11 protein-coding genes are annotated in these 12509 nt (G+C 74.7%); 1 reads left to right on the forward strand and 10 read right to left on the reverse strand.

Annotated features, from left to right (window positions below; genetic code table 11):
• Positions 1 to 51: 51 nt before the first annotated feature.
• The 8 genes from ACIQU6_RS00865 to pdhA form a co-directional block, all read right to left on the reverse strand.
• Positions 52 to 861 carry a hypothetical protein gene (locus tag ACIQU6_RS00865; protein ID WP_403479474.1) on the reverse strand — a complete coding sequence of 270 codons (810 nt, stop codon included), beginning with the start codon at positions 859 to 861 and terminating at the stop codon, positions 52 to 54.
• 150 nt (positions 862 to 1011) lie between these two features.
• Positions 1012 to 1989: an NAD(P)H-quinone oxidoreductase gene (locus ACIQU6_RS00870; protein ID WP_274914703.1), complete on the reverse strand. Its 978-nt coding sequence runs from the start codon at positions 1987 to 1989 to the stop codon at positions 1012 to 1014.
• A gap of 108 nt (positions 1990 to 2097) precedes the next feature.
• A complete protein-coding gene (locus ACIQU6_RS00875) occupies positions 2098 to 3237 on the reverse strand; it encodes a potassium channel family protein (protein WP_403479475.1) in 1140 nt (379 codons plus the stop codon).
• Positions 3234 to 4748, reverse strand: coding sequence for a molybdopterin molybdotransferase MoeA (locus ACIQU6_RS00880; RefSeq protein WP_403479476.1), 1515 nt, complete (start codon positions 4746 to 4748; stop codon positions 3234 to 3236). The genes ACIQU6_RS00875 and ACIQU6_RS00880 overlap by 4 nt, the downstream gene beginning before the upstream one ends.
• Positions 4745 to 5653: an NTP transferase domain-containing protein gene (locus ACIQU6_RS00885; protein ID WP_403479477.1), complete on the reverse strand. Its 909-nt coding sequence runs from the start codon at positions 5651 to 5653 to the stop codon at positions 4745 to 4747. Before ACIQU6_RS00885 ends, ACIQU6_RS00880 begins: the two co-directional genes overlap by 4 nt.
• A 54-nt stretch (positions 5654 to 5707) precedes the next feature.
• Positions 5708 to 7123, reverse strand: a complete 1416-nt coding sequence (locus ACIQU6_RS00890) for a dihydrolipoamide acetyltransferase family protein (protein ID WP_403479478.1) — start codon at positions 7121 to 7123, stop codon at positions 5708 to 5710.
• Positions 7123 to 8157 carry an alpha-ketoacid dehydrogenase subunit beta gene (locus tag ACIQU6_RS00895; RefSeq protein WP_403479479.1) on the reverse strand — a complete coding sequence of 345 codons (1035 nt, stop codon included), beginning with the start codon at positions 8155 to 8157 and terminating at the stop codon, positions 7123 to 7125. The genes ACIQU6_RS00890 and ACIQU6_RS00895 overlap by 1 nt, the downstream gene beginning before the upstream one ends.
• Positions 8154 to 9344, reverse strand: a complete 1191-nt coding sequence (gene pdhA, locus ACIQU6_RS00900) for a pyruvate dehydrogenase (acetyl-transferring) E1 component subunit alpha (RefSeq protein ID WP_403479480.1) — start codon at positions 9342 to 9344, stop codon at positions 8154 to 8156. The genes ACIQU6_RS00895 and pdhA overlap by 4 nt, the downstream gene beginning before the upstream one ends.
• 239 nt (positions 9345 to 9583) lie before the next feature.
• On the opposite strand from pdhA, the gene ACIQU6_RS00905 reads away from it, so the two are divergent.
• Entirely contained in the window at positions 9584 to 10105 is a 522-nt protein-coding gene (locus ACIQU6_RS00905) for an Lrp/AsnC family transcriptional regulator (RefSeq protein WP_403479481.1), read from the forward strand.
• 190 nt (positions 10106 to 10295) lie between these two features.
• Here the strand turns inward: ACIQU6_RS00905 and ACIQU6_RS00910 are convergent, their stop codons facing one another.
• Both ACIQU6_RS00910 and ACIQU6_RS00915 read right to left on the reverse strand, forming a co-directional pair.
• Complete coding sequence (locus tag ACIQU6_RS00910; protein ID WP_403479482.1) at positions 10296 to 10886, reverse strand: TetR/AcrR family transcriptional regulator; 591 nt, start codon at positions 10884 to 10886, stop codon at positions 10296 to 10298.
• Positions 10887 to 10903: 17 nt separating this feature from the next.
• On the reverse strand, positions 10904 to 12409 hold the full coding sequence (locus ACIQU6_RS00915) for a 3-hydroxyacyl-CoA dehydrogenase (RefSeq protein WP_403479483.1): 1506 nt from the start codon (positions 12407 to 12409) through the stop codon (positions 10904 to 10906).
• Positions 12410 to 12509 lie beyond the last annotated feature (100 nt).

Raw genomic sequence — 12509 nt, forward strand, 5'->3', positions numbered from 1 at the left:
CGTTTCACGTGAAACGACGAGGCCCGACGGCGTTTCACGTGAAACGAGGACTCAGCGGCGCCGCAGCCGAAGTCCCAGGAACGCGAGCCCCAGACCCGTGAGCGTCATCCCCGCCCCCATCGGCAGGACCCGTTCGACCCGGGTTCCCGGGGCGTCGAGGGTGTAGGGGCTGGCTCCCGGTTCCGGACCGGCCGCGGTGTGGTCCGGTTCGGGTGCGGGCGCAGGCGCCCGGTGGCGGGCCGGAGCGGGGGCGTCGGCGAGGTCGCGGGGGCGCGCGGGGGACGGCCGGGTCGCCTCGCCCGCGGCCTGGCCGGAGCCCGACGGGGCCGGGGGCTCGTCGCGGGGCCGCGCCGGAGCGGGCCGGCGGGGCGCGTGCCGGACGGGGGCGGAAGCGGAAGCGGAAGCGCGGGGCGGGGCGGACGGCTCGGAGGCGTCCGCGGAGTCGTCCGTGGCGTACTCGTCGGCGTCCGGCGCCGGGTCCGAACGCCAGGGGAAGTACGGGCCGAAGAAGTGGTGCGGGTGGTGGTGCCGCGGCCGGTGGGCGAACGGCCCGCCGGGGGCGTGCGGGAAGTCCGGAAGGGAGCCGGAGAGCCCGAGGGGGATGTCCGGGAGGTCCCGGAAGTCGTCGGCACCGGGGAGGTCCGGCAACCGTTCCGGTAGGCCGGGGTACTGCTCCCCCAGGCGGTCCTCGGCCAGCGGGGGATCCGCCGCGAAGTCGTCCAGCGACTCATCGGGACGGGCGGCCGGGGTGGCGCGGAGGTCCGCGGCCGACGCGGGACCGGCGATCATGGAGACGGGCAGCGCGGTGGCGACCACCAGCAGGCTTGAGGCAATGCGCGTACGGAACCCTGGAGCGACCACGGTGCCCCTCCCGTGCCGAGCCGTCGAGTGACGTGCCCAGCGTCACACAGCGGTTCGACCGCGGCATCTCGGGCAGGTCGGCCGAGTGACCTGCCGGCACGGGGAGGGGCGGGGGCGATCAGCGGCCCCGGAGGCGACGGGCGGGGCGGCTCAGACCGTCAGGATGACCTTGCCGATGTGACCGCTGGCGTCCAGGACCCGGTGCGCCTCGGCGGCCTCCGCCATCGGCAGGGTCCGGTCCACGATCGGGCGGACCTGGCCGTTGCCGATCAGCGGCCAGACGTGCTCCCGGACGGCCGCGACGATGGCCGCCTTCTCGCTCACCGGACGGGCCCGCAGACCGGTGCCGGTGATCGCGGCGCGCTTGGAGATCAGCGCGGCGAGGTTGAGCTCGGCCTTCACGCCGCCCTGGAGCCCGATGATCGCCAGCCGGCCGGCGACCGCCAGCGCCTTGACGTTCCGCTGGAGGTACTTGGCGCCGATGATGTCGAGGATGACGTCCGCACCCTTGCCGTCGGTGGCCTTGCGGATCTCCTGGACGAAGTCCTGCTCGCGGTAGTCGATGAGGATGTCGGCGCCCAACTCGGCGCAGCGGGCCAGCTTTTCGGGGCCGCCCGCGGTGACCGCGACCCGGGCGCCGACCGCCTTGGCCAACTGGATCGCCATCGTGCCGATGCCGCTGGCGCCGCCGTGCACCAGCAGCGTCTCGCCGGGCCGCAGGTGCGCGATCATGAAGACGTTCGACCAGACCGTGCAGGCGACTTCGGGGAGCGAGGCGGCCGTGACGAGGTCGACGCCGGGCGGCAACGGCATCACCTGGCCGGCCGGGACAGCGACCTTCTCGGCGTAGCCGCCGCCGGCGAGCAGCGCGCACACCTCGTCGCCGACGGCCCAGCCGTGCACGCCGGGGCCGACCGCCGCGATCCGCCCCGAGCACTCCAGGCCGGGGTACGGGGAGGCACCGGGCGGCGGGTCGTAGAAGCCCTGGCGCTGGAGCAGGTCGGCGCGGTTCACGGCGCTGGCCGCGACCTCGATCAGGACCTCGCCCTCGGCGGGCTGCGGATCGGGCACTTCGGCCCAGACGAGGGCTTCGGGGCCACCGGGCTCGGGGATGGTGATCGCTCGCATGGGCGCGAGGCTACTCGCCGACCGGCCACGGGGCGAAAGGGCGGGGCGCGGGCACGTTCTCCGCGGAGTCCCCGGGATCCGACGCACGCCCGCCCCGCCGACGCTCCGTCAATCGTCCGCCGGACGCATCGGGGAGACCCCCGTGCCGGGCAACGTCGACTTGGCGGACGGCTTTCCGGGGACCTCGGACTCCTCCGCCGGCGCGGCGCGGACGATGGTGATCAGCCGGTCCGCGGTCTGCAACGGGCTGGCCTTCGGATCGTCGTAGCCCAGCAGCCGGTGGCCGCGCAGCACGGAGACGACCAGGTCGTCGGTCTCCCGGACGGACCTGCCGACCTCGGACTTGACCACCGGCCGCTCCACCAGGTCCAGCCCGCTGCCCTGTTGGATCAGGTCCTCCATGACGACGCCCGCGCTGGGGCTGTGCACCGACAGTCCCAGCAGCCGGCCGGCGGCACTGGCCGAGGTGATCACCGCGTCGGCGCCGGACTGGCGCAGCAGGGGCGCGTTCTCCTCCTCCCGCACGGCGGCGACGATGGTGGCGCGCTTGTTGAGCTGACGAGCGGTCAACGAGACCAGGACGGCGGTGTCATCGCGCTGGGTGGCGATGACCACCTGGTGCGCGCGCTGGATCTCGGCCCGCAACAGCACGTCGCTGCGCGTCGCATCGCCGACCACCCCCGCGAACCCCTCGGCCACCGCGGACTCGACCACCTTGCTGCTGGGGTCGACGATGACGATCCGCTCCCGGGGCAGTCCCGTGGCGCACAGGGTCTGCACGGCGGACCGGCCCTTGGTCCCGAAGCCGACGATGACGGTGTGGTCGCGCAAGGCGTTTCTCCAGCGTTTCAGTTGCCACTGTTCACGGGTGCGTTCGGTCAGCACCTCCAGCGTGGTGCCGACCAAGATGATCAGGAACAGCACGCGGAGCGGCGTGATGACCAGGATGTTGGTCAGCCGGGCGCCGGCGCTGTAGGGGACGATGTCGCCGTATCCCGTGGTGGAGAGCGTGACGGTGGCGTAGTAGAAGCAGTCGAGCAGGTCGAGGGTGCCGCCGGCGTTGTCGTGGTACCCCTCGCGGTCGATCCAGACGATGAAGACCGTGGCGACGAGGACCAGCAGGGCCATCAGCAGCCGGCGGGCGACCTGGCGTATCGGGGCCTTCGGGGCGCGGCGGGGCAGCAGCACCCGGTGGGAGCGGTCCTGGGGGACATCGCGCGCCGCGGCGTCGTGGGACGGGAGCTTCACGCGGGGCCTCCGGCGGGGGCTGCGGGATCGTACGAGGTGCCGGGGGTCGGCCAGCCGGCCGACCAGCCGGCGGGCCAGGGGAGTTCGAGGAGGTCCACCTCGGTGCCGCGCTCCGCGCCGCCCGGCGGGATGACCGCCAACGCGTCGGCGGCGGCGATCCCGCGCAGCATGGCGGGCCCGTGGAAGTGCAGCGACGCGGCCGTCTGCCCGTGCCGGGTGTCGTCGCGGTAGGCGACCGGGACGAGCCGGGTGTCGCGCGGGTGCCCCTGGGCGGCGGCGGCCAGCGGCAGGCGGCAGGGCGCGGCGGGGCAGCGGGCGGCGAGCGCGCGGAGCAGCGGTTCGGCGAGGGTGAGCAGACCGGAGACCGCGGCCAGCGGGTTGCCGGGGAGGCCGACGAGGTGTCGGCGCGGGGCGAGGCGGGCCAGCAGCATGGGGTGGCCGGGCCGCACCGCCACGCCGTCCACCAGCAGTTCCGCGCCGATCCTGCGGAGGGTGGGGTGCACGTGGTCGACCGGGCCGGACGCGGTGCCGCCGGTGGTGACGATCAGGTCGGCGGTGGAGGTGGCGAGGGCGTCGTGCAGCGCGTCGGCGTCGTCGCCGAGGTGCCGGGGGGCCGCCGCCTCGGCGCCCAGCGCCCGCAGCCACGGGACCAGCATCGGGCCGAGCGCATCGCGGATCCGGCCGCCCTCGGGCAGCCCGCTGCGCAGCAGTTCGTCGCCGAGGACGAGCACCTCGACGCGGGGCCGGGGGTGGACGGACAGCTCGTCGTAGCCGGCCGCGGCGGCCAGGCCGAGGACGGCGGGGGTCACCGGCGTGCCGGCGGCCAGCAGGTGGTCGCCGGCCCGGCACTCCTGGCCGCGCGGGCGGATGTCCTGCCCCGGGGGCACCGGCCGCGGCGCGTACAACCGGGCCCGGCCGTCGGGGAGTTCGAGGACCTCGCCGTGTTCGCTGCGCAGCACCGCGGTGGCGCCGGTCGGGATGCGGGCGCCGGTGGCGATGGGGACCGCATGGCCGTCGGGAAGCGCCATGGTGGTGGCGTGGCCGGCGAGGATGCCGGCGCCCGGGCCGGTGCCGGCGTCGTCGGACGGGGTGGCGTCGACGCGCCACGGGCCGGGGCCGGCGACCGCCCAGCCGTCCATCGCCGAGGTGTCGAACGACGGCAGGTCGGTGAGGGCGGTCAGGGGGGCGGCGAGCGTGCGGCCGAGCGCGTCGGCGAGGTCGGCCGTCCCGGGGGCGGGCGGCTGGCGCACCGCGCGTTCGGCCCGCTCCCGGGCCGCGCGCCAGGGCGTATGGAGGTGGCCCGCGGGCCGCTTGCCGGGGCGGGGCGGGGTGGCCGCGGACGGCGCGGTGTGCCCTGCCTCGTGGGGGCCGGTGAGGCACTCCGGGTCCGTGTCGCCGGCGGAGGCGCCGGGCGGCCGGTCGGCGGGGGCGGACCGCTGGTGGGCCACCGCGGTGTCATTGGCCAGCGCGAGCGCGTCGGCGAACTCGTCGCTGTACTCCCGTCCGGTCATTCCGCGGGCTTCGCTTCGTCGTCCGGGGCACCGGCGCCGGCCGCCCGGGCCTCCTCGGCCGCGGCCTCGGCGGCCCAGCGGTCGGCCAGCGCGGAGGCCCGCCGCGCCAGTTCCGCCACGTCGCCGCCCTGCCGGCCCGCCGCGTAACCGATCAGGAAGGTCGTCAGCGGCGCGGCCGGGCGGGCCACGCCGTGGGCCGCGTCCCGCGCGAGGTCGAGGAGTGCCGCCGTGTCGACATCGAGGTCGATGCCGAGTTCGGCCTTGACTGCCGTGATCCATTCGTCCAACACGTGTCCATGCTCCCTGATCCGGGCACGTGCCGTACCGATGTCCTCCCAGGTGTCGCAGTCGAAGGACGCGGCGGAGGAGGTGTCCGGGACGCGGGCGAGCGCCAGTGCGGACAGCAGGGGGCGCAGCGGCAGCCCGCCGAGGGTCCCGTCGTGGTCGGCACGTAGCCCGTCCAGCGCGCGGCGCAGCGGGGCCGAGCGGTAGGCGGCGACCAGCGGCTGGTCCCGTCCTTCCGCGTCGCGCAGCAGCGCGCCGTCGCGGTGCGAAGTGCCGCCGCCGGCCGCCGCGTTGAGGAGGTCGCGCACGGTCGCGGACGTCAGGAACGGCAGGTCGGCGGAGAGGACCAGCACCGTGGGGGCGGTGGTGTGCCGCAGCCCGGCGTCCAGCGCGGCGAGCGGGCCGCCGCCGGGGGGGTCTTCGAGCGCCTGGACCACCGGGCGGGCGGTCGGGCGCGCGGGGCCGACGACGACGGTGGTCGCGGCGTCGGGGCAGGCGGCCAGGACCCGGTCCAGGAGCGCCCGGCCGCCGACCGGCAGGGCGGGCTTGTCCGCCCCGCCGAGCCGCCGGGCCGCGCCGCCGGCCAGCACGATCGCGTCATAGTCGGTGTGGTCGCTCACCCTTTGAGTATTGCCGGGACGGCGGGCTCGTACCGCCGTCCCGTCGCCCGACGGTCACAGTGAGCGCAGCAGCAGGGCGGGACGCTCCACACAGTCGGCGACCTGGCGCAGGAAGCCGCCGGCGGTGCCGCCGTCGCACACCCGGTGGTCGAAGGTGAACGAGAGCTGGACCACCTGCCGCACCGCCAACTCGCCCTCGTGCACCCAGGGCTTGGCGGCTATGCGGCCGACGCCGAGCATCGCCGCCTCCGGGTGGTTGAGGATCGGGGTGGAGCCGTCGACGCCGAAGACGCCGTAGTTGTTCAGCGTGAACGTGCCGTGCGAGAGCTCGGCGGGGGACAGCTTCCCGGCGCGGGCGGCCTCGGTGAGCCGGACCATCTCGGCGGAGAGCTGCTCGACCGTGCGCTCCTGGGCGTCCCGCACCACCGGCACCACCAGGCCGCGGTCGGTCTGGGCGGCGAAGCCCAGATGGACGGCGGGGAGCCGGACGATCTCCTGGGCGGCGGTGTCGATGGTGGCGTTGAGCTCCGGATAGCGGGCGAGCGCGGCGGTGCAGATGCGGGCCAGCAGCGCCAGCAGCGACACCTTGGGGGCGCCGGGGACGTTCATCGCGGCGCGGGCGGCGAGGAGTTCGGTGGCATCGGCGTCCACCCAGCAGGTGGCGTCCGGGATCTCGCGGCGGCTGCGGCTGAACTTCTCGGCCGCGGCGCCGCGCAGCCCCTTGAGCGGGATCCGCTCCTCCCCGGGGACGGGGGCCGGCGCCGTACCCGTAGGGCGAGCGGGGCCGGCCGGCACTCCGGCCGTGGCGGGCTGCCGTTCGCCCAGGGTCCGGATCGCGGACTCCACGTCCGTACGGAGGATCAGGCCGTCCCGCCCGGTGCCCCGGATGGCGCGCAGGTCCAGGCCGTGCTCCCGGGCGATGCGGCGCACCAGCGGCGAAATGACCGCCGTGGCGCGGGCGTTGTCGCCCTGTGCGCCACGGGAGGGGCCGTCCGCCGTGGCGAGCGCGGGTGCGGCCGGCCGGGCCGCGGGGGCCTCCGGGCCCGCGGGCAGGATCCGGCGCCGCCGGCCGGTGGACTCGCTCGTCCCGTAGCCGACCAGGACGTTCCCCGAACCGGAGTCCGCTGTCGCGGCGCGCTCCGCCTCGGGGCCGGAGGGCGCCGGCGGCTGCGGGACGACGGCCGGGCCGCCGCCGGTGCCGTTCCCGCCGAGCTCGTCGGGTACCGCGCCGACCGCGACCGTCACCAGGGGCGCCCCCACGGGGACTTCGGCCCCCGCCTCGCCGAAGCGGGCGGTGACCACCCCGCCGTACGGGCACGGCACCTCGACCATCGCCTTGGCGGTCTCGACCTCCACCACCGGCTGATCCACGGCGACCACCTCGCCGACCTCGACCAGCCACTGCACGATCACCGCCTCGGTGAGGCCCTCCCCCAGGTCGGGCAGGGTGAACTCGCGTACCTCGGTCATCACGCACCACGCCCTTCGGTCCAGCGCGACTCCCACTGGAGGCGGGCGACGGTATCCAGGATCCGGTCCACGCCGGGGAGGTGGTGCCGCTCCAACATGGGCGGCGGATAAGGGATGTCGAAGCCGGCGACGCGCAGCACCGGCGCCTCCAGGTGGTGGAAGCAGCGCTCGGTGATCCGGGCGGCGATCTCGCCGCCGGGGCCGCCGAAGCCGTTGGACTCGTGCACGACCACGGCCCGCCCGGTGCGCCGCACGGACTCACACACCGTGTCGTCGTCGAACGGCACCAGCGTGCGCAGATCGAGGACCTCCAGGTCCCAGCCCTCGGCGCGGGCGGCCTCGGCGGCCTCCAGACAGACGGGCAGCGACGGGCCGTAGGTGAGGAGGGTGGCGCTGGTGCCGCGGCGGCGGATCTCGGCGCGGCCTATCGGGGCCACCGGCGTGGGCGCGTCCGGTGACCAGTCGGCCTTGCTCCAGTACAGGCGCTTGGGTTCGAGGAAGACCACCGGGTCGTCGGAGGCGATGGCGGCGCGCAGCAGCCCGTAGGCGTCCTCGACGGTCGCGGGGGTGACCACCTGGAGGCCGGGGGTGGCGAGGTAGTACGCCTCGGAGGAGTCGCTGTGGTGCTCGACGCCGCCGATGCCGCCGCCGTAGGGGATGCGGATGGTCAGCGGCATGGCGACCGCGCCGCGGGTGCGGTTGCGCATCTTGGCGACGTGGCTGGCCAGTTGCTCGAACGCCGGGTAGGCGAAGGCGTCGAACTGCATCTCCACGACCGGCCGCAGCCCGTACATCGCCATGCCGACGGCGGTGCCCAGGATGCCGGCCTCGGCGAGGGGGGTGTCGCTGCACCGGTCCTCGCCGAACTCCCGGGACAGGCCGTCGGTGACCCGGAAGACGCCGCCCAGGGCGCCGACGTCCTCGCCCATCACATGGACCGTGGGGTCCTCGGCCATGGCGTCGCGCAGCGCGCGGGTGAGCGCCTGGGCCATGGTGGCCGGCTTGCGCGCGGTCGGTGCGGCGGTGGTCGTCATGGCCTGGCCTCCTGGGCGGGCGTCGCGGCGCCGGCGGCGGTCTCGGGGTGTCCTTCGGCCTCGGCGTCCAACTCGGCACGCAACTGGGCGGCCTGCTCCCGCAGTTGGCCGGTCTGCCGGGTGAAGACGTGCTCGAAGAGGTCCATCGGGTCCAGCGGCGGGTCGGTGTGCATCCGCTCCCGGAGGGCGGCGGCGAGCTGCTCGGCGTCGTCCCGGGTGACGGCCGCGAACTCCTCGGTGAGCAGGCCGCGTTCGGTCAACGTGCGCTCCAGGAGGGCTATCGGGTCGTGCGCCCGCCAGCTCTCGACCTCGGAGTCGGTGCGGTAACGGGTGGCGTCGTCGGCGTTGGTGTGGGCATCGAGGCGGTAGGTGACGGCCTCGACGAGGGTGGGGCCGCCGCCCTCGCGGGCCCGGCGGACCGCGTCGGTGAGGACCTCGTGCAGCGCGGGGGCGTCGTTGCCGTCCACCAGGCGGCCGGGCATGCCGTAGCCGACCGCCTTGTGGGCGAGGGACGGGGCGGCGGTCTGCTTGTCCAGCGGCACGGAGATCGCGAAGCCGTTGTTCTGCACCAGGAAGACGACCGGGGCCTGCCAGACGGCGGCGAAGTTCAGCGCCTCGTGGAAGTCGCCCTCGCTCGTGCCGCCGTCGCCGACCAGCGCCAGCGCGACCACCTCGTCGCCCTTGAGGCGGGCGGCGTGTGCCAGGCCCACGGCGTGCGGGAGTTGGGTGGCCAGCGGGGTGCACAGGGGGGCGATGCGGTGCTCGTGCGGGTCGTAGCCGGTGTGCCAGTCGCCCCGCAGGAGGGTCAGTGCCTGCACGGGATCGAGGCCGCGGGCGACGGCGGCGAGGGTGTCGCGATAGCTGGGGAAGAGCCAGTCCCGCTCCTCCAGGGCGAGGGCCGCGGCAACCTGGCAGGCTTCCTGGCCCGTGGACGAGGGGTAGACCGCCAGGCGGCCCTGGCGCGTCAGGGCGGTGGCCTGGGTGTTGTACCGACGGCCGCGCACCAGCTCGGCGTAGAGCCGCTTCAGCAGGTGCGGGTCGAGCCGGGCGGCGGCGTCCGTGCCCAGCAGGCGGTAGGGCTCGGGGTCGGGCAGAAGGGGCGTGGGATCGACGCGCGGACGCCAGGCGGGCGGGCCGGTCGGGCCACTGGTGTGCCTGCTGCTGCCGGGCTGCTCAAGGACCGTCATGACGGGCACCTCCTCGTCATCGAAGGGGTGGCGCGATGCGCCTCACGGGCGGACTGGGCTGCCTCCCCGCGGTGTCCGGGGAGGTCGGGCATGGCGCAAATGTCGGGCGGGTGAGCCCTTCCCTACCGATTGTTCGGTCGCTGATGCATTTTGGCTACAGGCGGGTTCAGCCTGTGGACAAACGGTTCTCCACAGCTTCTGATGAAGGCAGAGAGTCCACGAAGGGGAGGCGGGACGACATGCCGGACGAACAGATGGTCAATCCGGGGGGACAGTCCCCGGCGACCCCCGTCCCCGCACCCCCGGCCGCCCGCCCCCTCGACACCATCGACCGCGCCATCCTCCGGCTGCTGCGGACCGACGGCCGGGCCTCGATACGCTCCGTCGCCGAGCAGGTGCACGTCTCCCGGGCGAACGCCTACGCACGGATCAACCGGCTGCTCGACGACGGCGTCATCCGCGGCTTCAGCGCCCTCGTCGACCAGGAAAGGGCCGGCCAAGGCGCTTCCGCCTACATCACGTTGAAGATCGTGCAGAACTCGTGGCGGACCGTGCGCAGGCAACTCACCGCGCTGCCCGGGGCCGCCCACATCGCGCTGGTCAGCGGCGACTTCGACGTGCTGCTCCTGGTGCACACCAAGGACAACCGTGAACTGCGCGAACTGGTCCTGACCCAGATCCAGTCCATACCGGAGGTGCTGAGCACCCGCACGCTGCTGGTCTTCGAGGAGACGGACCTGGGGCTGGAGGCGGAGGGGTGAGGTGGGGGTGGGGGCGGGGGCGGGGGTGGGGAGGCGGGGGCCCTGGGCTCGGCGGGGCCGGGGCTTTCCCCCGCCCCCTCCCCCCTCTCCCCCTTCGGGGGAGGGGGCGGGGGTGGGTTCGGGGGTGGGAGGGGGAGGCCGCCGCCGCGCAACCCCCCACCCAACAACCCCGCTTCAGCGCCCCAGCCCCTCAGACCTTCCGCAACCCCGCGAACGCCGTCTGCACCACGGCCTCCGCGACCTCGTCGCGGCTCGCGGCGCCGCCCCGTCCCGGCCGGTACCACTCGACGATCGAGTTGATCATGCCGAAGAGCAGCCGGGTGGCCAGCCGGACGTCCAGGTCGTCCCTGAGGTCGCCCTCGGCGGCGGCCTCCTTGAGCAAGTCGGCGACCCGGTTGTCGAACTCGCGGCGCCGCTCCATGGCCCACCGCTCGGTGTCGGTGTTCCCGCGCACCCGCAACAGCAGCGTCACATACGGCAGTTCGTCCATCAGCACCTCGGCCTCCCGCCGGGTGACGTACTCCAACCGCTCGATCGCCCGCCCCTCCTGGGCGCCCGGTTCCGCCAGCACGCCGAACAGCCCGTCCAGGGCGCGGCTTATCGCGCGGCGAAGCAGCTCTTCCTTGCTGCGCACGTGGTGGTAGATCGACGACTTGGAGATGCCGGCCGCTTTGGAGAGGTGCTCCATGGACGTGCCGTCGTAGCCGCGCTCGATGAACACCTCGACGGAGACCGCGAGCAGCGAATCGGGCGTGTAGGCGTCGCGCTTGGCCATGGTCATGATTAGAGCACCAATTCCTAGAGGTCCGCACGGCGCCGCAGCGCCCGGGACGGTACGTAACGTCCCCCGGCATTCTGGCCGTGCAGGGAGTCCAGCACCCCGCAGACCCAGGGGGCACCGAGTCGATCGGCCCATTCCATGGGGCCGCCGGGGTAGTTCACCCCGAGCCGCATCGCCGTGTCGATGTCCTCGGGGGTCGCGACGCCCCGGGCGGCGGCGTCCACAGCGAAGTCGATGACCATCACGACGGTCCGAGCGACGATCATGCCGGGGACGTCGTCGATCACGCTGACCCGTTTACCGAGCGCCTGGAAGAGGCCCGCGGCCTCGGCGAGATCCGCCGCGGAGGCGCGCGCCGAGGGGGCGAGCGCGACCCGGGTCGCGGCCCGGTAGTCGAGCGAGAGGTCGAAGCGGACGACCGCGCCCTCGCCCCGGACCGTGGCCGGGGCGCCGTTGGTCAACGCCAGACGGGCCCCGCCGGGCAACCGGAGGAAACCCTCGGGTGCCCCCGGCGTGCGGCCGTCGGTGACCTCGATGCCGGCCTCCTCGATCAGCTCGCGCAACACCGCCGCCGGGCCGGGGAGTTGGCCGTGCACGACCACCGAGGAGGGGACGGGGCCGGGACCGGCGGTGCTCGGCTCGGGCCGGCCGGCACCCTCGGCGTAGTCGAACCACCCGCGTCCCGTCTTGCGGCCGTGCAGACCGGACTCCACCAGCCGGCGCTGCGCCAGGGAGGGCGTGAACTTCGGGTCCTGGAAGAAGGCGGTCCACACCGAGTGGGTGACCGCTTCGTTCACGTCCTGCCCGATGAGGTCGGTGAGTTCGAAGGGGCCCATCCGGAAGCCGCTGCCCTCGCGCAGAACGGCGTCGATGGTGGCGGGGTCGGCCGCCCGCTCCTCGTAGGCGCGCAGGGCCTCGGCGTAGAAGGGGCGGGCGACGCGGTTGACGATGAAGCCGGGGGTGTCGGTGCAGCGGACGGGGGTCTTGCCCCAGGCCGCGGCGGTGTCGTGGGCGCTGACCGCGGCGGCCTCGTCGGTCGCGAAGCCGCTGACGATCTCGACCAGGGGGAGCAGCGGCGCGGGGTTGAAGAAGTGCACGCCCACGCAGCGGCCCGGATTCCGCAGGCCGCCGGCGACCGCGGTCACCGACAGCGAGGAGGTGTTGGTGGCCAACAGGCAGTCCGCCCGGACGACGTCCTCCAGGGCGCGGAACAGCTCCTGTTTGGCGGGAAGTTGCTCCAGGATCGCCTCGACCACCAGTGCGGCGTCGGCGAGTTCGGCGAGATCCTCGGCGGGGGAGAGGCGGGCGCCGGCGGCGTCCCGCTCGGCCGCCAGGATCCGGCCTTTCTCCACCAGCCGGTCCAGCCGCCGGACGATGGCCTCGGCGGCCTGCCCGGCGCGGCCCGGGGCGCTGTCATAGAGCCGTACGCGGTGCCCGGCGACCAGCGCCACCTGCGCGATCCCCTGCCCCATGGTGCCGGTGCCCACCACTGCCACGGTGCTGCCCGTGCCGATAGCCGTCATCGCAGCCGATCCTCCCCGAGCGAGTTTTCCACAGGTTGGCCGGGCCCCCTTGCCCCGACCGATCGTTCGGTTACTCTAACTCCGTTGCCGTGTGACTCCC

It is taken from the genome of Streptomyces sp. NPDC090442, from assembly GCF_044769405.1.
Lineage (GTDB): Bacteria > Actinomycetota > Actinomycetes > Streptomycetales > Streptomycetaceae > Streptomyces.

Bases quoted from the DNA above. Each gene is read 5' to 3' on its own strand.
- ACIQU6_RS00870 (WP_274914703.1), bottom strand. From the start codon at position 1,989: ATGCGAGCGATCACCATCCCCGAGCCCGGTGGCCCCGAAGCCCTCGTC.
- ACIQU6_RS00880 (WP_403479476.1), bottom strand. From the start codon at position 4,748: ATGACCGGACGGGAGTACAGCGACGAGTTCGCCGACGCGCTCGCGCTG.
- ACIQU6_RS00890 (WP_403479478.1), bottom strand. From the start codon at position 7,123: ATGACCGAGGTACGCGAGTTCACCCTGCCCGACCTGGGGGAGGGCCTC.
- ACIQU6_RS00895 (WP_403479479.1), bottom strand. From the start codon at position 8,157: ATGACGACCACCGCCGCACCGACCGCGCGCAAGCCGGCCACCATGGCC.
- pdhA (WP_403479480.1), bottom strand. From the start codon at position 9,344: ATGACGGTCCTTGAGCAGCCCGGCAGCAGCAGGCACACCAGTGGCCCG.
- ACIQU6_RS00905 (WP_403479481.1), top strand. From the start codon at position 9,584: ATGCCGGACGAACAGATGGTCAATCCGGGGGGACAGTCCCCGGCGACC.
- ACIQU6_RS00910 (WP_403479482.1), bottom strand. From the start codon at position 10,886: ATGACCATGGCCAAGCGCGACGCCTACACGCCCGATTCGCTGCTCGCG.
- ACIQU6_RS00915 (WP_403479483.1), bottom strand. From the start codon at position 12,409: ATGACGGCTATCGGCACGGGCAGCACCGTGGCAGTGGTGGGCACCGGC.